19 protein-coding genes and 1 other RNA gene are annotated in these 21173 nt (G+C 63.4%); 6 read left to right on the top strand and 14 right to left on the bottom strand.

The window, feature by feature from the left end; genetic code table 11:
* Window positions 1-189 precede the first annotated feature (189 nt).
* Window positions 190-287, bottom strand: an RNA gene (ffs, locus tag ABF757_RS10985) — signal recognition particle sRNA small type.
* 135 nt (window positions 288-422) lie between these two features.
* On the opposite strand from ffs, the gene ABF757_RS10980 reads away from it, so the two are divergent.
* From ABF757_RS10980 to nagA, 3 genes are read left to right on the top strand one after another with little or no spacing between them, the layout of a single operon-like run.
* The gene (locus tag ABF757_RS10980; protein WP_415482375.1) at window positions 423-905 is read left to right on the top strand and encodes a hypothetical protein; all 483 of its coding nucleotides are present in this window, start codon (window positions 423-425) and stop codon (window positions 903-905) included.
* Between the two features lie 10 nt (window positions 906-915).
* The gene (gene gluP / locus ABF757_RS10975) at window positions 916-2226 is read left to right on the top strand and encodes a glucose/galactose MFS transporter (RefSeq protein WP_415482374.1); all 1311 of its coding nucleotides are present in this window, start codon (window positions 916-918) and stop codon (window positions 2224-2226) included.
* Window positions 2223-3326, top strand: a complete 1104-nt coding sequence (nagA, locus tag ABF757_RS10970) for an N-acetylglucosamine-6-phosphate deacetylase (protein WP_415482373.1) — start codon at window positions 2223-2225, stop codon at window positions 3324-3326. The genes gluP and nagA overlap by 4 nt, the downstream gene beginning before the upstream one ends.
* A gap of 38 nt (window positions 3327-3364) precedes the next feature.
* Here the strand turns inward: nagA and ABF757_RS10965 are convergent, their stop codons facing one another.
* The 9 genes from ABF757_RS10965 to ABF757_RS10925 form a co-directional block, all read right to left on the bottom strand.
* Entirely contained in the window at window positions 3365-5827 is a 2463-nt protein-coding gene (locus ABF757_RS10965; RefSeq protein WP_415482372.1) for a TonB-dependent siderophore receptor, read from the bottom strand.
* 129 nt (window positions 5828-5956) lie between these two features.
* Window positions 5957-6925, bottom strand: a complete 969-nt coding sequence (locus ABF757_RS10960) for a FecR family protein (protein WP_415482371.1) — start codon at window positions 6923-6925, stop codon at window positions 5957-5959.
* A gap of 100 nt (window positions 6926-7025) precedes the next feature.
* Entirely contained in the window at window positions 7026-7556 is a 531-nt protein-coding gene (locus tag ABF757_RS10955; protein WP_415482370.1) for an RNA polymerase sigma factor, read from the bottom strand.
* Between the two features lie 52 nt (window positions 7557-7608).
* The gene (locus ABF757_RS10950) at window positions 7609-8031 is read right to left on the bottom strand and encodes a DUF6691 family protein (RefSeq protein WP_415482369.1); all 423 of its coding nucleotides are present in this window, start codon (window positions 8029-8031) and stop codon (window positions 7609-7611) included.
* A gap of 4 nt (window positions 8032-8035) precedes the next feature.
* Window positions 8036-8452 carry a YeeE/YedE family protein gene (locus tag ABF757_RS10945; protein ID WP_199897872.1) on the bottom strand — a complete coding sequence of 139 codons (417 nt, stop codon included), beginning with the start codon at window positions 8450-8452 and terminating at the stop codon, window positions 8036-8038.
* A complete protein-coding gene (locus tag ABF757_RS10940) occupies window positions 8452-8790 on the bottom strand; it encodes a metalloregulator ArsR/SmtB family transcription factor (protein WP_415482368.1) in 339 nt (112 codons plus the stop codon). The genes ABF757_RS10945 and ABF757_RS10940 overlap by 1 nt, the downstream gene beginning before the upstream one ends.
* 96 nt (window positions 8791-8886) lie before the next feature.
* Window positions 8887-11055 (bottom strand): glucans biosynthesis glucosyltransferase MdoH, encoded by a 2169-nt coding sequence (gene mdoH, locus ABF757_RS10935; protein ID WP_415482376.1) that lies wholly within the window; start codon window positions 11053-11055, stop codon window positions 8887-8889.
* Window positions 11043-12587, bottom strand: a complete 1545-nt coding sequence (locus tag ABF757_RS10930; protein WP_415482367.1) for an OpgD/OpgG family glucan biosynthesis protein — start codon at window positions 12585-12587, stop codon at window positions 11043-11045. Before ABF757_RS10930 ends, mdoH begins: the two co-directional genes overlap by 13 nt.
* Before the next feature lie 101 nt (window positions 12588-12688).
* The gene (locus ABF757_RS10925; protein WP_415482366.1) at window positions 12689-13042 is read right to left on the bottom strand and encodes a winged helix-turn-helix domain-containing protein; all 354 of its coding nucleotides are present in this window, start codon (window positions 13040-13042) and stop codon (window positions 12689-12691) included.
* A 74-nt stretch (window positions 13043-13116) separates the two neighbouring features.
* On the opposite strand from ABF757_RS10925, the gene ABF757_RS10920 reads away from it, so the two are divergent.
* On the top strand, window positions 13117-13647 hold the full coding sequence (locus ABF757_RS10920; protein WP_415482365.1) for a GNAT family N-acetyltransferase: 531 nt from the start codon (window positions 13117-13119) through the stop codon (window positions 13645-13647).
* A gap of 82 nt (window positions 13648-13729) precedes the next feature.
* Here the strand turns inward: ABF757_RS10920 and recA are convergent, their stop codons facing one another.
* Both recA and ABF757_RS10910 read right to left on the bottom strand, forming a co-directional pair.
* The gene (recA, locus tag ABF757_RS10915; protein ID WP_304515578.1) at window positions 13730-14764 is read right to left on the bottom strand and encodes a recombinase RecA; all 1035 of its coding nucleotides are present in this window, start codon (window positions 14762-14764) and stop codon (window positions 13730-13732) included.
* A 210-nt stretch (window positions 14765-14974) separates the two neighbouring features.
* On the bottom strand, window positions 14975-16468 hold the full coding sequence (locus ABF757_RS10910) for a gamma-glutamyltransferase (RefSeq protein ID WP_415482363.1): 1494 nt from the start codon (window positions 16466-16468) through the stop codon (window positions 14975-14977).
* A 178-nt stretch (window positions 16469-16646) separates the two neighbouring features.
* On the opposite strand from ABF757_RS10910, the gene ABF757_RS10905 reads away from it, so the two are divergent.
* Window positions 16647-17462, top strand: coding sequence for a DsbA family protein (locus ABF757_RS10905; RefSeq protein ID WP_415482361.1), 816 nt, complete (start codon window positions 16647-16649; stop codon window positions 17460-17462).
* Between the two features lie 120 nt (window positions 17463-17582).
* On the opposite strand, the gene hemA is transcribed toward ABF757_RS10905, so the two are convergent.
* Complete coding sequence (hemA, locus tag ABF757_RS10900) at window positions 17583-18848, bottom strand: 5-aminolevulinate synthase (protein ID WP_415482359.1); 1266 nt, start codon at window positions 18846-18848, stop codon at window positions 17583-17585.
* A gap of 96 nt (window positions 18849-18944) precedes the next feature.
* Window positions 18945-19469 carry a hypothetical protein gene (locus tag ABF757_RS10895; protein WP_415482357.1) on the bottom strand — a complete coding sequence of 175 codons (525 nt, stop codon included), beginning with the start codon at window positions 19467-19469 and terminating at the stop codon, window positions 18945-18947.
* 233 nt (window positions 19470-19702) lie between these two features.
* Between ABF757_RS10895 and ABF757_RS10890 the strand changes: the two genes are divergently transcribed.
* Window positions 19703-21173: transketolase family protein (locus ABF757_RS10890; protein WP_415482355.1), on the top strand; the 1471-nt coding region annotated here is incomplete at its 3' end.

Raw genomic sequence — 21173 nt, 5'->3', positions numbered from 1 at the left:
CGGCGGCCCGGGGCGGGGGGGGGGGGGCGGGGGCAGCACCGAACAGACCGGGGCCTTCCGGTTCGGGGCTGGGCAGCCCTTCATCGCCCTCGTGCCAGGCGTCTGTATCTTCGCTCATGATCTGCCCGAAGAAAGAAAATTACACCTGCCGGTCAGGCTGGCCGCCACGCCATCACTGGCGGGAAACAGGGTGGAAAGCCGGACAGTAACCCGGATGAAACTCGTCATGGCTGCTTCCTTCCGGACCTGACCGGGTTGGCAAGGTATCCGTCCACCGCCGACTTTCCAATACCGCGTCTAGCACCAAAGCACCCGCCATGCCAAGGGCGTGCCAGCCGGGCGCGCTTGTTTCTTTACGCATGGCGCGATCACGGGCTAAAAAACGCGACACCATACCACACAGGTTCTGGAGAATGTTCGCCGTGTCTGGTCCACATACCGCGCCTGTCGCTCCCCCGGCCACCTGCCTGCCCGCCGGGGCAGCCCGCAAAGCCGCCCGTCTGGCTCCCGCATGGGCCACAGCGCTGGCTCTGGTGCTGGCTGGCTTTCTCTGCCTGCCCCCAGCGGCACAGGCTGATGAAGATGGCGTGGCCCCACGGGATACGGAAGCCAATATCCTGCTGCACAAGGAGCTGACGGTGCTGCACTTCAAGCCCGAAGCCTCAAGCAGTGCGTGCATCGATGCGCTCAAGGACCTGCACACCACGCAGGACGTGCTTAAAAAAGAGCAGGACGACAACCGCACCCGCGACCTGAGTGTGGCCGAAGACGTGCTGGATTCCGATGTCGAGAACGCCTCCGAACGCTGCGCGCCCGATGCCCGTGCGCTGTGCATGGCCCCCAACCCCAGCCCCGCGCTGGTGCATGCGTGTGAGGCCATAGACAGCCTGCCCGAAAACGAATGACCCCCAACGCATGAGCAGCCCGGCGGCCCGGCCCCCTGAGCATTCCGCCTGCCCGGCCGGTGCCTTCGGGTGGGGGCCGCTGGCGTGCATGGCCGGTCTGTTTTTTGTCATCGGCTTTGCAACATGGCTCAACGGCCCGCTGATCCCGTTTGTGCAGGTGGCGTTTTCTCTTGATGATGTCAGCGCCTTTCTTGTGCCGCTGGTTTTCTACATCGCCTATGTGGTCTTTGCCCTGCCTGCGGGGTGGCTGGCCACGCAGGCAGGGCCAGGACGCAGCCTGCCTTATGCACTAGGGGGCATGGCGCTGGGCATGGCCATAACGGGCAGCGGGCTGCATGCGGGGCTGTATCCTCTGGCCCTCACCGGACTGCTGACACTGGGCGGAGGGCTGGCCCTGCTTCAGGTTGCGGTCAACCCGTATGTTACGCTGCTTGGCCCGCATGCGCGCGCGGCCCAGCGCATTGCCATCATGGGGGTGTGCAACAAGCTGGGGGGCATTGTCGCCCCACTGGTGCTGGCGGGGCTGGCCATGCACAACATGGACGGACTGGCCGCAAGCCTGACACTGGCCCCCGATGCCCCCACCCGCACGGCCCTGCGCACGCAGGCACTCGATGCACTGGCATGGCCGTATCTGGCCATGGCCGCCCTGCTGGCCGCCGCTGCCTGCGGCATGGCCCGCGCGCGCCTGCCTGAACTGCGGCCCAGCCCCCTCAACCAGCCCCGCGCCACGCAGACCCCGCGCCCTCTACCGCCCCGTGCCCTGCTGGGTGCAGGGGCCATGTTTCTTTACGTAGGGGTTGAGGTTCTAGCAGGCGACGCCATAGGCACCTATGCGCGCGCAAGCGGTTTACCCCTGAACCAGTCAGGGTTTTTTACAGCCTTAACGCTAAGCTGCATGCTGGCGGGGTATCTATGCGGGCTTGCCCTCATTCCCCGCCACATCTCTCAGGAACGCTACCTGCTGCTCTGCTGCGCCGCAGGGGCGGGGCTGGCCTTGCTGGCCTGCGCCACGCAGGGCTATGCCTCGGTCATCTGCCTTGGCCTGTTCGGCTTCGCAAACGCCATGATTTTTCCCTCTCTTTTCCCCATAACCCTGCGGGGCAATACGGCTGACAGCGCACGCATATCGGCCCTGCTGGTCATGGCCTATAGCGGAGGGGGGATCATGCCTCAGGTTTTCATCCACCTTGCAGCGCGTATTGGCTTTCATCCGGCACTGGTGCTGGTAAGCCTGCCCTCCTATCTGCTGATTGCAGTCTATGGCTGGTATTTTTCGCGCCCGCAGCCCATCGCCCTTATGGAACAGGCCCCCTCATGACAGACCTTTCCGGCCAGCTTGTCCTGCCTGACCGTATCCTGCCCGGCCGCCTGACCTTTACCGACCGGCTGGCAGACATAACCCCCTGCGCGCAGACCCCCGAGCGCTACATCCTACCCGGTTTCATTGACGGGCATATTCATGGTGGTGACGGCGCAGACACCATGGATGGTGTGGCCGCCATTGGCACGCTCGCCCGGTTTCATGCGCGCCATGGCACCACCACCCTGCTGCCCACCACCATTACCCGCCCATGGGCCGAGGTGCTGTCCGCCCTAAACGCCATTGCCGAAGTTACGGGCCGGACCATTGAAAACGGCCCGTTTATAGCCGGAGCCCATCTGGAAGGGCCGTTTGTCAGCCCGCACCGGCTGGGCGCGCAGCCACCCCATACACTTGAGCCCACCCCCGAACGCGTGGCCGAAGCACTGGCCCCCGGCTGCGTGCGGGTGGTCACTCTGGCCCCCGAACTGCCCCACGCAGCCGAGGCTATGGCCAGCTTTGCCCGTGCGGGCGTGCGGGTCAGCCTTGGCCACACCACCGCCAGTTACGAGCAGGCCAGCAGCGCATTATGCCTGATCTGTGCCGCGGGGGGCACGGCCGGGGGCACGCATCTGTTCAACGCCATGCCGGGCATAGAAAGCCGTCGTCCCGGCCCCGTGGCCGCCCTGATGTGCAGCGACGCCTATGCCGAAATGATTTTTGATACCCACCATGTCCACCCCGGCACCTACCGGCTGGCACAAAAAATCATGCCGGAGCGGCTGGTGTTCGTAACCGACGCCATGCGCGCAGCGGGCCTGCCCGATGGGCCGAGCCAGCTTGGCGGGCAGGCCGTTATGGTGCGTGATGATACGGCCCGCCTGCCTGATGGCGCGCTGGCAGGCAGTGTGCTGACACTGGATGCCGCCCTGCGAAATGCCGTGCAGGCAGGCACCGGGCTGGTTGAGGCCACCGCCCTGCTCAGCGCCAACCCGGCACGCTATCTGGGCCTGAACGATCGGGGCGCGCTCCAGCCGGGCCTACGGGCTGATCTGGTGGTGCTGTCAGCCGAACTGCATGTTGAACAGGTCTGGGTAAGCGGGCAACGCATTGCCTAGGCGGCAGCCCGGCCCCGCAAGACCCACTGCCCCCGCGCTCAGAACGTAACCCGGGTTCCAAGCTGGAAGGTTCTGCCCGGTGCGACCTCACGCCCCCATGGGCTGGTGTCCATGCCCCGGAAATAATAGCGCTCATCACCAAAATTCATGATTGCCAGTGACAGGTCCAGCTTTGTACCATCTGCCCGTAGGGGGATGGTATGCGTAACCTGCGCATTGAAAACGACATAACCCGGCACCCGGCCGACCGAGCCGGTTGCGTTTTCATCCTTCGTATTGGCGGCATCGGTATAGGAGCGCGAAAACCAGAACCCGTTGAGGTTGAAGCGCGTCTGCCCCCATTTATAGGTCGCACCGGCTGAAATCTGATGTTTTGACGTATAGGGAACAAGATTGCCCTTATAGGCACCATTAAGCTGCCGGGCATCCAGAAAGGAATACGCGGCATTGAAGGACAGTGCAGGCAGGCTTTTCAGCGCCCAGTCACCCGAGAACTCAATGCCCTGATACCGCGTGCCCCCCAGATTGATATAACCGCCGGGCGTGCCCAGTGTCGGGCTTATGATCGTGCTATCATATTCAATCTGATTACCGAAATCGATCCGGTAGAATGTCAGCGCAAGTGTGGTGTAGCGGTTGGGGAACCACCGCCCCCCGAATTCGTAATTCCATGCTTTTTCCGCATTCAGCCTGTTGCCGTAAATAATTTCCGTAGACTGGGCGGGCCGCATGGATTTCTGTGCATCAAAGAACACATAACCCGTTTTGCCAATGGAATAGCCAATTGTCACACCGGGCAGGATATCGCGCGTGCCATTACCCTCCCTCTGGCCGGTGGCGGTATTAACGTAGCTCTGATCCACATGCTCGAACCTGAAACCGGGGGTAAACGTCAGCCGGTCATTCAGGAAACCCATTTTATCGCTAATGAATGTTGACCACGCCGCTGTATTGAACTGCCAGTCACGAAAGGATGTCCATGCCCCCGCAGGCAGGGTCTGGCGATTGACCATGTAGTGAATATCTTCACTGACATATCGTGCCCCAAAAGCAAATTCATGCGAAACACCCCATGCTTTCGTGCGCAGGGTCATTTGCGGCTGCACGCCATAAACCGTGAAATCACGCGGGGAGTTCTGCAACCGTTGTGCAGGCAGGTCGGATCTCCATGTTTCGGCGGAAGACAGACGCATGCCGTTGGTAAAACTGCGACTGGCCTCATTGGCAAAGAAGGTCAATGTGGCCTGTCCACCCGTAATGCCTTTCCAGCGGTGCATGTCATGCTGGGCCACAAGGCTGCCACGATAGGTGTAGCCCGACATGGAGTCATAATTCCGTGTGCTTTGGAAAGGATTTTTACGATAATCGGCAGGAGACAGCGCACCAGGCATGTCTATATCCGCCTCGTAATCGGCAAAATCGGTTCTGATCCGGTCATTATCGGTTATGGCGTATTCGGTACGCAGGCGCAGGTTGCGCACATTGGCCGCACTATGGCTGTCGCGGAACTGGTGGCCATTCTGGAAATTGGCATCAAGCTGCACACCAAAGCGGCGGCTCAGCCGACCGCCGGTGCTGAAATCAGTATTAGCGAGCACATGGCCGTTATTGCCCGCAATCTGCAAGCGTTCGCCAATGCTTGTCGTCCATTTTTCAGGAATGGGACGACTGACGATATTGATCACACCCCCCATATTGTTAGGGCCATATTGCAGGGCCGCACCACCGCGCACCACGTCGATATGATCCACCATATCCATGGTCATAGGGAACATGGACACGCTAGTCTGCCCGTACGGGGCGAGAGAGAGGGGAATGCCGTCTTCAAGAATCTGCACACGCCCACTGCGGCTTTCGTAAAGACCCCGCATCTGGATCTGGGGGAGTGCGCCCGTTCCGGTTTCGTCAAAAATCTTGACACCGGGAATGCGCTGCAAGGCATCATCTATCGAGCGCACGGCATGTTCATGCAGATCCACGCTGCTGATAACCGTGCGGCTCCCCGCATAATGGCGCTGCCCGTAACGGCTGGCATTGCCGATAACATCGCCCTGTACAAGAATATGCTCCTGCTCACGGGATTCAATGCCCATATCCCGCGCAGGGGCCACCGCCTGCGGGCGGGGCTCGGCAGGAGGGGCGGCGGGGGCTGCAACCAGTTCATAGGCGGCGGCTCCGGCAGGCTGAAATGTCAGCCCGCTGCCGGACAGAAGCCGCTCAAGGGCCTGCTGGCGCGACATTGTGCCGGTTACACCGGGCGACAGCCGGTGCGCGAGCGCCGCACCCCCCGATGCGATCTGAACATGCGCCTGACGGCTGAACTCAAACAGCGTATCGGCCAAAGCGCCCGGCGGAATATGGAAGGTTTCAACACCCTGCCCGGCCTGCTGTGCGGCGGCCTGCCCCGCTCCGTACAGGCAAGACGTTGTCAGGGCAGTGGCAAGGCCCAGCACCTGCAACGCGCAGGGAAGCCGGTTTTTATGGAAAGCTGTCACACGCATTGCGAGAAAATCATCCTGTTTCGGGTCATTTGTGCGAATGGATCGCAGTTGCATGAAACCCAGACGCTTTCCGCGCTGGCTTTTCCTGTCAGGTGATGAAATTTTTTTCGAAACTCAAAAACCGATGCCTCAGGACCGGCTGATAACCGTCAGCCAGCGTGAAAGACGGTGCACATGCCCACCATGCTGCCTGACAGCCAGTTGCAGCGCCTCCACCGGGTGGTGCAGGTCATAAACCCCGCTGACAGTCTGCCGCGCCAGATCCTTGTCCAGCACCACAATGTAGCCCGGCTGCCACGGGCGCATGGACTCGGCCAGTGCCGCAATGGTGGTGTTTTCAACCATCAGCAACCCTTCGCTCCACAGGCCGACATGGCCGGGCGGCTCCGTTCCGCGCTGGACAGACGGCTCGGCTACCCGCACCCATGCGCCGGGGCCAAGTTCCAGCGTCTCGGGCGCAGGGCCTGCGGTTTCAACCCTGCTTGCCCCCTCGCGCACGGCAACATTTGCCCCCTGCGCTGTGCGCGCGACATCAAACACCGTGCCGATATCAGTCGCCGTTACGGCCCCTGCTTTCACGCTGAAAGGCCGGGCCGGGTCGTGCTTTACGGTAAACAGGGCCTCTCCGCGCAGCAGGGTAATGGTGCGCCCAGCGCCGGAAGCCTCAACCCGTATGGCGCTGAGTGGTGCGAGCAGGATTGAAGACCCGTCAGCCAGTTGCACGGTGCGCATCTGCGCTGCCGGGGCGTACTGATCCGCCTGCCAGCGTAACGGCAGATCAAAACCAAAAAACAGCCCCGCCACGCAGGCCGCCATGCCAACAGCCAATACCGCGCCAGCCTTGCGCCCACGCGCCCAACCCGGCCTGACAGACCTGAACACAGGGAGTGACATGGTATGCGGCACGGGGCTGGTTTCACCCGCCATACGGTTCATGACCCCGGCCGCGCGATTGATGCTGGCCCAGGCCTGAGCATGTTCGGGGGCCTGCGCCAGCCATGCCTCAAACCCGGCTTTCAGGCTTTCATCCTGCGGGTTTTCACGCAGTTGGATAAACCAGACGGATGCCGCCTGCCGGGGGGAGTGCGCCTGTGTCATTCAGGCCAGACCGGCAAAAATCAGCCGGGCTGCGCCACAGCACTCATCAGAAAAAGCCCGAACCATGCCAGCACCATACTCAACCATGGACAACAGATTTTCAGCGTGGGCAGGCACGGTCAAGGTCCTCCGCGCAGTCAGCCAGCCCACTGGCAATGAGGGCCTGAGCAAAAGAGACCGAAATATCAAGATGGGCCGCAATATCCTTCAGCTTCCTGTTCTCGAAATGATACATCCGCACCGCCGTTGCCTGCCGGGGTGGCATGGCGTTGATCAGCTTTTCAAGATGCTCCATTTCAAGCCGAGCCATCACCACCTCTTCGGGCGAGGGCTGATCGGCTGGTAGTCTTTGTTCAAAACCATCCGTATTCAGGGTGGACTCGGCCTGCCGCCTGCGCCGCCGTATGTTGCTGACAAACAGATTACGGATAACGGCACGCAGGTAATGAAAGGGAGAGGCCACGCTCTCGGGCGGGCTGCCATCGGTCAGGCACCACGCCTCCTGCACCAGATCTTCCGCCTCGGCCCGGTCTCCTGTCAGCTTGCTGGCATAGGAAAGCAGGTGCCCGTAGCGCCGCTCAAAGACATCGGCATGTTTTTGTCTTTGCTGGCGGGCGGGAAGAGGGGGCATATCCGGGCTTATATACGAATGATAATACTTTGCAATTAAACCACGCCAGCCCCTAACGGGCCGGTTTAACACGCTCGAAAAGCAGCATGCCCGCGAGCATGGCGGCAGTAAAAACACAACCCTGCCACACCCCCGCCCCAACAGAAGCCACCGCCGGGCCGGGACAGAACCCCGCCATACCCCAGCCAAGGCCGAACAGGCAGCTCCCCACCACCAGTGGCGCATCGATCTGCCGGGCCACGGGCAGGGCAAATGCCTGAGCCAGCACGGGCCGCTTTAAATGCCGCGCCAGCCTGACCCCCGCAAACGCCACACAGACCGCACCGCCCAGCACAAACAGCAAGGCAGGATTCCACACCCCCGCCAGATCGAGAAAAGCCAGAACCCGCGCAGGGTCCAGCATACCGCCAAGGATCAGGCCAAGGCTGAACACCAGCCCACAGGCAAATGCCGCGATAGAGCGCAAAACCATCATGCCGCTACCTCCAGCCCGCCAGATGGAACAGGCTCGCGACCAGCACGCCCGTTCCCAGAAAACAGCACACCGCCACCAAGGAACGGGGCGAAAGCCGCGCCAGACCCATCACACCATGCCCGCTGGTGCAGCCACTCCCCATACGAGTGCCGAACCCGACCAAAAACCCCGCCACCACCAGCACCGGCCATGGGGCCTGAACATGCACAACGGGCCACACACCAGCCACCACCCGCCAGACACCCGGCCCTGCCACCAGCCCAGCCAGCAGCGCTGCCCCCGGCAAAAAGGGCCGCCCGGCAAGCACACGGCCCATAATGCCGCTTATTCCGGCAATCCGCCCGTTAAGCAGCAGGTACCCGGCACAGGCCAGACCAATCAACACACCTCCCGCAAGGCTGGGCCAGTACTGGGCCAGCATCACACAGCCTCCGGCTTGATGGCGGGGGACGTACCTGCCTCCGATGCGCAGAAAATCGTATGCAGGGCCATGATAAGCTGCCCGGCTTTATCATTGGCCAGATGGTAGATCATGCTTTGCCCCTCCCTGCGGCAGGATACCACCCGCGCCGCCCGGAGCGATGCCAAGTGCCGCGACAGGCCGGGCTGGTGAATATCCAGCGCCTGTTCCAACTCACCCACCGAACGCGCCTGCTCAACCAGCGCGCAGGCAATGACCAGACGTGCAGGGTGGGCAAGGGTTTTCAGCAAATCGGCAACCGGCAGGGCGCGGTCGTGCAGGGAAGGCGTGTCTGACATGGGTCTGAATTCTTGTATTATCGATAATTCGATAATACCTGCGCTGGGGTAGGTTCCCTGTCAACACGATCGGGGGAAAAACCGCCCGAAGGCGGTTTAGTCCGGCAGGTGCAAAATGGTTTCAACACCCTGAGCCGTACCCAGCACGGCAGCTTTTTCCTTGGGGCTAAGGACGCGCAGGGCATTGGTAAGTGTCGCAGCCTCGCCCAGCTTTACCAGACCCACAAGCTGGTCGGGGTTGATGGCGTCTCCCGCCTTGCGGGGCGGCGGCAGCATGGCCAGATGCGCGCGTGCCAGAGTGGCATCGGCACGCAGGGCTTTCACGCCGTCATCAGGCAGGGCAGGGGAGGTGTTTTCCTGCGCCTGCTCATCGCTCTGTGCTTTTTCCAGCAGGTTCAGCACGGGCGGGGGAGCCGTTTCCTCAGGCACCAGCAGCAGGCCCGCACGGCGGAAATCCAGCCCCACGGCACGGCTGCTGGTTAGCGCCACAAGCGGGATAGAAAACACCAGCCCGAGCAGCACGGGCATCATCCAGAAAAACAGCGAAGGCGAAACCACCCAAGCCCCAGCCCCGAGCGCCAAACCAAACAGGGTAAAGCGCCCGTACTGCCGCACGATATCCATCAGCGGAATACCGCCATCATCACGCCGCTGGGTGTTCCAGCCCGAATCATGCCCACTCAGGATAGACAGCACACCACTGGTCTGGATCAGCATGGCGATAGGCGCTACCAGCCCGCCAATGAGTGTTTCCGCCAGCACGGAAAAAGCAGCCCGCACCGCGCCACCGCAGCCCCGCCGTGCGGCGGGGTCGAGCACCAGCGCGACATAAGCCAGCATCTTGGGAGCGAGCAGAACCAGCATGGTGCCGATAAACACGTATTTGGCCTGCACCGGGTCAACATGCGGCCAGTGCGGATACAGCGTTTTGGTATCGCCAAAATATTCAGGCCGCTGAAAATGTGCCTGCAGGGAAATAAGAATACCCGTGAGCAGGAACACCAGCCACAGCGGCGATGTCACATAAGCACCAATCCCCACCACCATATGCATGCGGCTGATCCAGTGCAGCCCGCGTGTGGGCAGCACCTTGACGTGCTGCAGGTTGCCCTGACACCAGCGCCGGTCACGAATGGCCACGTCAGTCAGGGTGGGGGGGCTTTCCTCGTATGAGCCATCGAGGGCAGGCACCATGTGAATGGCCCAGCCGCCACGGCGCATGAGGGCGGCTTCAACAAAGTCATGGCTGAGAATATGCCCGCCAAAAGGCGGCTTGCCCGGCACATGCGGCAGCCCCGCCTGACTGGCGAAAGCACGGGTGCGGATAATCGCGTTATGGCCCCAGTAATTGCCTTCGGCGCCATGCCACCAAGCAATGCCATAGGCAATGACCGGCCCATAAACCCGCCCGGCAAACTGCTGCATACGCGCAAAAAGGGTTGTGCCACCAACAATAACGGGCAGGGTCTGGATCAGCCCCACACCGGGGTTACGCTCCATGGCGGCGGCCATGCGCACCAGCGTATCGCCCGACATGACGGAGTCCGCATCCAGCGTGACCATATGGTCGTAGGCACCACCGAAGCGGCGCACCCAGTCGCCCACATTCCCCGCCTTGCGCTCGGTATTGGCATGGCGGCGGCGGTAGAAAATACGCTGCGTCCCACCCGTGCTGGCGCGCAGGGCCAGAAAAGCGGCCTCTTCCTGCACCCACACATCCGGGTTGGTCGTATCGGACAGAATGAACAGGTCGAACGCGGCAAGCTGGCCTGTCTGCTCAAGGCTTGTGTAAATGGCCTTCAGCCCCGCCATGACACGCTCAGGCGGCTCATTATAGGTTGGCAGCAGCAGAGCGGTGCGCCGCTCAAGCCGGGGCAGGGGGCCGGAACGGCTGATACCCAGCCCCAGACCGCCCCGCAGCACCAGCGAGCAGAACCCCGCCACGGAAGACGTAAACGCCAGCGCAATCCACATGAACAGGGCGACGAACAGCACCAGCATGATGACGCCCAGCGTGGACATGCCGCCCCCGTCATCCATCACCTTATGCGTCCGCCATGCACCATAGGCGGTCATAAGCAGGGCAGAGCCGATTACCGCCAACCGCCGCAGAGCAATGCTGCGCGGCGAGGTCGCAGGCCTGCGCCCACGCCCTTCACGGTCAGGCCGGGCATGCAGATCCTGCACCGGCATGGCCAGAGGCGCTTCAGGCGGCAGGGCGTGGAACGAAGTTTCCTGCTCCGTGGTACCGCTCATGGTGTCCATCGGTAGAGCCACTGCTCGGAAATCGGGCCTGAATCGGTTTCCAGAACGCAGGACAGGTCAGCCACCTTGGCATCGCCCGGCGCGAAGGAGAACGTCACGCGGACGCCGTTGATCTCGGGATTGGGTTCTACCACCACGTTGCGCACGGTTCCGGCCGATGTCTTGGGCACGGCATGGAAATGCGTATCCTTGGGCAGATGGTCGAACGGTGCTCCGGCAAAATCCAGCGCGAAAAAGCGGGCATCCGGGTCGTCCGTCACGCCGCCCACGCGGGTTGCCCCCACACGCGCCATCGGTGTGGGGAAGGGCACATCCCACCCCCAGTACATGCGGTAGGTGTAGCTGTATTCCTTGCCAGCGCGCAGTGGCTCCTTGGGCCGCCAGAACGAGACGATATTGTCGTTCACCTCGTTAGGGGTAGGAATTTCCACCAGATCGACCCAGCCAGCCCCCCAGTCGCCAATGGGTTCCACCCAGAGCGACGGCCGTTTTTCGTAATGCAGGGCCAGATCTTCAAAGTCATGGAAAGCGCGGCGGCGCTGCATCAGCCCGAAACCACGCGGCGCAACATCCGAGAACGTGGAAACCTGCAGATCCAACGGGTTACGCAGCGGGCGGAACAACTGCTGGTCCGCGCCGGTCCACATCTGTAGGGCTTCGCTATCATGGGCCGCGGGACGCCAATCATCCACATGATTGCGATCATTGGCATCGAAATAGAACATGCCCGTCTGCGGGGCGATACCGCCCTGAGCAATGGTGGTGCGGGGGAACAGCGTGCTCTGCACGTCAAAAACCGTGGCATCCCCCGGGCGGATGGTAAAGCGGAACGCTCCGGCCAGCGAAGGGCTGTCGAGCAGCGCATGAATAACCACCGACTGCACGCCGGGCTGGGGTTTTTCCAGCCAGAAGGCCCGGAACAGCGCGAATTCCTCGCCTTTGGGGTCGCCCGTGCCATCTGCAAAACCACGGGCTGACAGGCCGTATGTCTGCCCCTTGGCCACGGCGCGGAAATAGGATGCACCCAAAAAGACGCAGAATTCTTCCATCACCCCGGGGGTATTGATGGCATTGCGCAGGCGCAGCCCGGCAAAGCCGAGGGAATCTCCCACGCGCAGAGCGGGGTCCGCATAGGTGAACAGGTCGGGAGAATACGGCACCGGCGTGGACTGACCGTCCTTGACCTCGTAAATCTCGATCCGGGGGCGGTAGAGAAAGCCGCGCGGAAAAAATTCCACGTCGAAAGCCAGCCCGTCATTCCCCCACAGGGCGCGGTCGGAACGGTAGGCAATGCCGCGGAACTGGTCGAAATTCAGGTTGTCCAGCACTTTGGGCAAAGACTGATCCGGCGCGCGATAGGCCGAACCCGCCAGCCTGCGGGCGATCTGCACAACCGTACTATCGTCAAACGTGCCCGTTGCGCCGCCCAGATCTTCCGCGCGGGCGCGCCCGATACCACCCCCGACAGACGCAGCTAGGGCAAGACCGGCCCCCCCTCGCATAAGATCACGCCGCTGAACCTCTGAAGACACGTTTTTCTCCCGCACTGTGCCCGCCCGTTCCGGCAGGGTTATTCATCATGCCCTACACTGTGACAGCCTTATAGGGTTTTTTCTTGGCAGTTTCTGAAGAACTATGAAGAAGCGACCGGGGCAAGGTAGTCTTCCAGCCGCCGCAGGGTGTCTGCCGCACCCTGTGTGGCCTGCTCCTCCGCCTGCCGATACAGGGCCAGCACCTCGCGCCCGCTTTCCGTCAGGCGCGCACCACCGCCCCCGCCGGGACGGGCCGCCACGACAGGCTCGGCAAAAAGTCGGTTGACGCTATCAACCAGCAACCATGTGCGGCGATAGGACATGCCCATAGCCCGCCCCGCTGCTGAAATGGAGCCAGTCTGCTCAATCTGTTCCAGAAGACGTATCTTGCCATGTCCGAGGGCTGGCGCATTGTCCGCATCCACCCGTAATGTCAGCCTCAGTCGTCGTGTCATGCCGTCCGCTTCTTACTGCCGCCTATCGGTCAGGGCACATCCCGCGCCACCTTCAGCCGTAACGGAACCCCTGTATGACCGCTTTTTGTGCAAATACCATCTGGCGCGGCATGACGCCAGACGATCTTGAAGCCGTCACAACACTGGCCGACACCATTCATGCCGACTACCCGGAGGATACCGCCATTTTTGCCGAAAGGCTGCGGCTGGCCCCCGAAGGCTGCCTTGTGCTTGAACATGAGGGAAAACTGAGCGGCTATCTGATAAGCCACCCGTGGCTGGGGCTTGTCTGCCCGCCGCTCAATACGCTGCTGGAGACCCTGCCCCAGCCTGCCGACCGATGGTACCTGCATGATATCGCGCTGGCCCCCACGGTGCGGGGCGGCGGCCATGCCCGCGAGGCCGTTGAACACGCACGCGGCCTTGCCCGTCAAAACGGGCTGCGCTGGCTGACCCTGACCTCCACCGGCCCGGCCCGCACGTTCTGGCTGGCGCAGGGCTTTGTGGAAGAACAGCCCACAGCCGAGGAACGGGCAATCCTCGCTTCCTACGACCCACAGGCGCAACTGCTTTCCTGCCCTATCCCGCCTGAGGGTGAGGCTTGATAGCAGGCCGTGAGCCGAGGCTGAAACCCCCGGCCCTGTAACCCCGGCCCCGTTTCAGGGCCGGTCTTGAGTGGTGTTGATCTTATTCGTCGTCTTCGTGCGCATCTGCATCCGGGGCGACCATCATGGCTTCGGCCACCACGCCTGCGTGTTCACGCACTTTCTTTTCAATATCGGCGGCCATTTCGGGATGATCACGCAGGAACTGCTTGGCGTTTTCACGCCCCTGCCCGATGCGCTGGCTGTCATAGGAGAACCACGCCCCCGATTTTTCCACCACACCCGCTTTCACGCCAAGGTCGATCAGTTCACCCACCTTGCTGATGCCTTCGCCATACATGATGTCGAATTCAACCTGCCGGAAGGGCGGGGCCATCTTGTTCTTGACCACCTTCACGCGTGTCTGGTTACCCGTGACCTCGTCCTTGTCCTTGATCGCGCCAATCCGGCGGATATCCATACGCACGGAGGAATAGAACTTCAGCGCGTTGCCACCCGTGGTGGTTTCGGGGTTGCCGAACATGACCCCGATCTTGAGGCGGATCTGGTTAAGGAAGATCATCAGCGTGTTGGAGCGCGCGACCGTGCCGGTGAGCTTGCGCAGAGCCTGGCTCATCAGACGGGCATGCAGGCCCACATGGCTGTCGCCCATATCGCCCTCAAGCTCGGCACGGGGCACGAGTGCGGCAACACTGTCTACCACCAGCACGTCAATCGCGCCGGAGCGCACCAGCGTATCGGCAATTTCCAGCGCCTGCTCACCCGCATCGGGCTGGCTGATCAGCAGGTTGTCAATATCCACACCCAGCTTGCGGGCATAGCCGGGGTCGAGCGCGTGCTCGGCATCGATAAAGGCGCAGGTGCCGCCTTTTTTCTGGGCTTCGGCAATGGCGTGCAGGGCCAGCGTGGTCTTGCCCGAGCTTTCCGGCCCGTAAATTTCCACCACGCGGCCACGCGGCAGACCGCCGATACCCAGTGCAATATCCAGCCCCAGAGACCCGGTCGAGATCACATCGGTCTGTTCTTTCGGGCGCTGGCCCAGCCGCATGACGGACCCCTTGCCGAACGCCCGTTCGATCTGCCCCAGAGCGCCTTCAAGAGCTTTTGCCTTGTCCATACCTGTCATCCTCCGCCGTGATCGCGCCGCAACGCGCGCGGGCTACCGCCTGCGCACCACATTAAGAATTTGATCTCCTTTTGTTCTTTTAGAACAAAAGGAAACATTTGCAAGAGAGAAAGCCAACCCCACCGCCCAAGCGGCACACGCCCCCCGATCCGTAAGCCTGAGGCCTGCAAACCGGAGGGTGCGCATTGTCAAACCGTCACGTTAGTGAACAGAGCGGGAAGGCACCGCAAGGCCTGAACCACGCGGGTCTGTCCAGCCAAAGCACGCACCCGCACCCGGCAGACCCGCCGGGCAGGACACAAAATTGGCCCGGCCCACACCATCCACCACCTGCGGAACAACCCCGGCCACAGCAGAACGCAGGGCAATGGCAGCCGTATCCGCCGCCACATTCTGCCCCGAAGCCGCAGCCACGGCCCGGAACTGCCCACCCGCATGGGCAATGCCCACAGGCAGCAGCGGCAGCGGCCTGCGCGCGGGTGAAGCCCCCAGCACGATACCGGTCGAGCCCGCCACGCGGCCAGTGCCGAACAGGTTATCCATGGTCAGGGCACAACCCACCGACAGGCCCTGCCGATCTGTCACCACAAACGTGGTGGATGCGGGCAGCGGCGGCAAAGACCCGCCCGAAGGCAGTGCGCCGGAATTGAGCAGGGCCTGTGCATCGGCAGTGCTGACAGCCGCACCCGCGCCACCCGCGCGCGCGCGCCAGCCCGCTACAACCTGCTCGGCATGGATACCCTGCCCACCGGCCAGATAGGCCGCAGCCATACCCAGCCCGCCATCGGCTGGCGGCGGCAGAGTGCTGATATCCACCCCATCCACATGGATCGTCAGCGGCTTGAGCGCTGTGGCAACACTCGTGCGCAGGTCGGCTGCTGTCAGCCCCGCACCGGCTTCCTGTGCACCTTCAATAAAGGTCTGGCCCAGCGCACCGTTATACAGGTCGCCCACACCGGCAATGCGCAGGCGCTCCAGCGCGCCGCCAAGCCGGGTCTGCACCAGTATGTCGTTCATGCCCAGCACATCGCCCGAGCCATTACCGAAAATGTCACGGGCCTTTTCATCCGCCAGCAGGGCGGAACGCACCACCTTGAGGTCCGATGCCAGCAGGCCGCTCACCACCACACCCCGTGCGGCCATATCGCGTGCGGGGGCGATCAGGTCAGCAAAGTCCACGCTGCCATAGCGCATCTGCATCAGAAACAGTCCGCGTGCGAGCATCGGCACCGAAGCCGGGCGATCCGTCACACCGGCTGGTGTCGCAACCGCAACCCTGCGGCCCTTTACAAAAACCGGCTGAGGAGCGGCACTGGCCACCATGCTGCCTGCCTTGGGAAGGAACACAAAAGCCTGCCCCTGTGCCTCGCCCGGTTTCCAGGCCAGACACGCGCCACCGCCGCCCAGCGCCGCGCGCGAAGGCAGCGTAACCGCCAGCGCCATGCCCAGTGCCGCCGCCGCATCCGCCGCGTTACCACCCTGCGCCAGCACGTCACGCGCGACCAGCACCGCGCGCGGGTCATCCGCCGCGACAGAGCCGGTAAAGCCTGTAACCTTTGCCTGTGTCAGATAGGGATCAGCGCTGCAGGCCGTCAGGGAGCCTGTCATGGCCAGCGCGAGCGCCGCCCCGCGCAGACGCCCCGGCAGGCGGGAACGGGTCTGGACGTAACGGTTAGTCTTGAATCGGGCAGCCACGCCTTGATATCTCCGTTGATAGGCCCACCCGGCGGGCGGACGTCTCTTTTCCATCTTCTTTTCGATTAACCTGCTTTCTTGCGGGCAGCAACAGACATGCGCGCGCACAGGCCACGGCCCCCCTTGCGAGAGCCCGCGCTCGTGCCATACCATCCCGTTTTACGGAGTACCCAACCTTATGCGCGCACTCGCCTCGTTTTTTCGCCCCGCCCGTGCGGGACTTGCCGTGCTGGCGGCCCTGTCGATTGCCCCGGCGGCAGCCCTTCCCTCCGGTGCTCAGGCGGCCACGGCCGCCACACCCGCAACCGGGCAGAGCAGCTTTACCCCGGCCCAACGGGCGGAAATCGTTTCCATCGTGCGCGAGGCGCTGAAATCCGACCCGAGCATCCTGTCCGATGCGGTGTCCTCCCTGCAGGCCCATGCGGCGGAACAGAAAGCCGCCTCGGCGCTGGATGTGGTGCGCCGCAACCCCACCCTGTTTGGCAAAAGCAGCACGGATGTCGTGGTCGGCAACCCGCATGGCACGCTTGAGGTGGTAGAGTTCTACGACCCCCGCTGCCCATACTGCCGCAAGGTGCTGGAAGACCTGACCACCCTCAGCGCATCCGAACCCGACCTGCGGCTGGTGGAAAAGATCATTCCCATTCTTGGCCCCAACAGCACGCTGGATGCGCAGGCCATCATGGCGGCGGGGCGGCAGAACGCCTATCTGGCGTTCCAGAAAGCCCTCATGACCGATACCGGCGCGCCGGGCATGGAGCGTATCCGCCGTGTTGCCGCCAGCACCGGACTGGACACCGCACGGCTGGAAAAAGACATGACCAGCAGCGAAACCGCCACGGCCCTTGCGCGCAATCTGGCGCTGGCGCGCTCCATCGGGCTGGATGGTACGCCCACCTTTATTATCGGCACGCGCGAGATCATTCCCGGCGCTGTTTCGCTTGATGAACTCCGGGCCGCCCTGTCCCGCCTGAAAATGGCCGCCCACCCGTAAGGGAGTGGGCCTGTAGCCACATACAGGCCCCAAAACGGCAACGCCCTGATACCCACCTTTAACAAGGGGCTATCAGGGCGGGCCAAAAGCAGATGGGGCTGTTGCCCCGCTGCACTGTTTTCAGGCTGCCTGTCCGGCGGCCTCACGGGCGGGGATAACCCCTTCCTCACGCAGCAGCACGCCGAGTGCGCGCACCATATCGTCCATCATTTCATCCGTATGGAACGGGCCGGGGGTCAGGCGCAGGCGCTCGGTTCCCTCCGGCACGGTCGGATAGTTGATGGGGGTAGCATAATGGCCGAACTCGTTAAGCAGGCGGCGGCTGATCCGCTTGCAGCGCTCGGCATCCCCCACCGGAATGGGCACGATATGGCTGGGGGTCATGGTAAACGGCACCCCTGCCGCACGCAGCTTGTGGCGGAACATGTTCACGCGCTCGAACAGGGTCTCGCGCCGCCAGTTTTCCGCACGCACCTTGCGCACGCTGGCCAGCGCCGCCCCCACCACGCAGGGCGGCAGGGCAGTTGTGAAAATAAAGCCCGATGCGGTTGAGCGCAGAAAATCCACGATTGTGGCGGAGGCGGTAATATAGCCGCCATGCACGCCAAAACCCTTGGCCAGCGTGCCTTCGATAATATCCACCTGATCGGCCACGCCATCGCGCTGGGAAACACCGCCACCCTCTGCACCGTACAGGCCCACGGCGTGCACTTCGTCCAGATAGGTGAGCGCGCCGTAGCGCCGCGCCAGCGCGCAGATTCCGGCAATATCCGAGATATCGCCATCCATGGAATAGACACTCTCAAACGCGATAAGCTTGGGCGCATCCGCTGGAGCCGCAGCCAGCTTGGCCTCCAGATCCGCCAGATCGTTATGCGCAAAAATAACTGTCTGCGAACCGCGCGCGCCCTTGATGCCCGCAATCATGGAGGCATGGTTGAGCTGGTCGGAAAAACAGATCCAACCGGGCATGGAGGTCAGGATCGTTTGCAGGCTGGCCTGATTGGACACATAGCCCGAAATGAACAGAAGCCCTGCTTCCTTACCATGCAGGGCGGCCAGTTCGGCCTCAAGCTGGTTGTGCAGCGGGCTGGTGCCCGCGATGTTGCGCGTGCCCCCCGCACCTGCGCCATGCGCGCGCACGGCCTCAATGGCGGCTTCCTGCACTTCGGGCACAACGCCCATGCCCAGATAGTCGTTGGTGGACCACACAACCACATCGCGCGCGCCGGAAACATCCTGACGCTCTTCCTCATAGACGGGGAAATGCTCCGCCTGACGGGAAAGGGGCGTAAAGGTCCGATACCGGCCAGCATGCCGGATCTGGTCAAGCGCCTCGTCGCAATGGTTATAAAAGGGGTGCCGGGCGTTCTTGATCGCTCCCACGCTAGATCTCTCCTTGCTCCCTGTCAGAAATGGCCGGGGCCGGGTGCTCGCCCCTGTGCCATTTGCCCGTGCTGGCGCCGACCGCTCCGTGTCGGTTTATCGCACATACACCCGCACGGTGGGCTTCGTCACGGTCGAATCCGGCATGGCCGTCATCTCGACCTGCGCCTGCGGCACGCCTGCATCCATCAAGGCCTGCATAACGGCATGCCCATCGCCCGAAGCGAGCGTGATCAGGGCCGTGGGTACAGCGGCCTGCGCATTGCTTCCCTGCGTACCCGCCGGAGGGGGCACGGGCGGGCCGGGCGGCACCAGACAGCGCACCACAAACAGGGCCTCGGGCTTGCGGGCCAGCGCGCGGCGGGCAATGTCCTGCACCTGCGTTTTCCACTCATCCTCAGGCGTACCGGCCACCAGTTCTATCAGCGGGGGGGCTGGCGGAGCGGCCGGAGGGGCGGGCGGCACATATGGTTTGGGCGGCACGCCGGCCTGCGGGTTGAAGGTTTTCTGGTCCACCAGCTTGCAGCCTGTCAGGGCCAGCAGCGCGAAAGACAGGGCCAGGGCGGTTGATGCCCCCTGACGACCCGCCCGAAAAAAATCCTGTCTGGAAACCGGCCGCATGGTCGAAGAATGCTCCCTGCTGGTTGCGCGCAGGCCCTGTTGCGGCCTGCCCTGCCGGGCCTGTACGGCACGGCGACTCGCTTCTCTGCCCCTTTTCTTTCGCGCCTGACCGCGCCCCGCGCAAGCCCCCTGTGGCTTTTCCGCTCTGGCCAAACCCACCCCGCCCCGCTTAAAATGGGGGCCTAAGCAGGCAGTCCACACGGTTGCATGCCCTCGCCTTCGTCTGGAACCCGATGGCCCCGCACACCACCTCCGCCCATTCCGCCACGCTCACCAGCACCCCGCCCACGCTTTCAGCGCAGGACGCGCTGGTGCTCAGGCTGGCGGCAGCCGCCCGCGCGCTGCTGGACGGCCCCGCGGCGGAAGAAGCGGCCCAGAGCCACAGCACAACCGAACTGCGCCAGCTCTGCCTGATCGTTACCGCCCTGTGGTGCCGGGTCCTGCGCTACGACCCCGCCACCCCTGACTGGCCCGACCGTGACAGGTTTGTCGTGCCCTCGCAGGCCATGCTGCCGCTGTTGCGCGCCATGCTGCACCTGAGCACCCCGGAGCCCGATACAACCACACCTCTTGATTTTGGCCTGCACCGGGCGGTGGAAATCGCGCCCGGCCCCGCAGGACAAGGTATTGCCGCTGCGGCGGGCATGGCGCTGGCTGAAGAAATTCTGGCCGCGCGGCATGGCCGCTCGCTCGTCAACCACCGCACATGGGTGCTGGCCCGCGACAGCGACCTGCTGACCGGCATAGCCCTTGAAGCTGCCCAGCTTGCCGGGCGGTTCGGGCTGAACAGGCTAGCGGTGCTGGTCTGCCCCGCCCCACGGACAGACCCTGCGGATTTTTCAGACTCACTGGCGCGTTTTAGCGCTTCGGGCTGGAGCGTGCGGCGGGTCAATGCCCGCAGCCTGCCCGCCATCATGACCGCGCTGGCCGCAACACTCCGCGCCCGCAAGCCCACCTTACTCGCCTGTCTGTCCGATGGCCCGAGCCCACACCCGCCCATGCCCGCCGAGGAAGAACAGACCGGCCCATGGAGCCCCACCGCCCGACGCGGTGCCTCGGCCCGGCGCTCGTGGCTGCGGCGGCTGACGCGGCACAGGGCGCGCACCCAGTTCGAGCGCGAACAGGCGGGCCTTGCCCCCCCTCTGCTGTCCGAGGACTGGCCGCGCCTGTGGCGGCACGACCTGCGGGGCAGTTCCTCACAGCATGTAGCGCTGGCAGGACTGCGCACATTGCAGACCTTACGGCCGGAACTGGCCGTGCTGGCCGCGACCTCCGGCACCAGCGGCGCAGTGTATGATATCCCTGACCCGCACTGGCCCTGCGGCCTGCAGGAACACGGCATGGCAGGCATGCTGTCTGGCATGGCGCTGCATGGCGGCGTGCTGGCCTGCGGCGTGGCGGGCATGATCACCATCGACCGCATGCGCCCAGCCCTGCGCATGACTGCCCTCATGCGCCGCCGGGTGCTGTATCTTCTGACCAATGATGGTCTGGCCCTGAGCGATGGCGGAGGCGGCTGGCAACCCGTGGAACAACTGGCCAGCCTGCGCGCCATGCCGCATCTGGCCGTGTTCCGCCCAGCCAATGCGCAGGAAACTTTCGCCTGCTGGCAGGCCGCCCTGCTCTGGCCCGAAGGCCCCGCCCTGCTGGTACTGTGCCCGCATGACATGCCAGACCCCACCCGGCCTGAGGCAGACCGCGCAG

Origin of the sequence: Acetobacter papayae, assembly GCF_047721125.1 — a bacterium.
Taxonomy (GTDB): Bacteria; Pseudomonadota; Alphaproteobacteria; order Acetobacterales; family Acetobacteraceae; genus Acetobacter; species Acetobacter papayae.
This window is presented reverse-complemented; position numbering and strand designations above follow the sequence as displayed.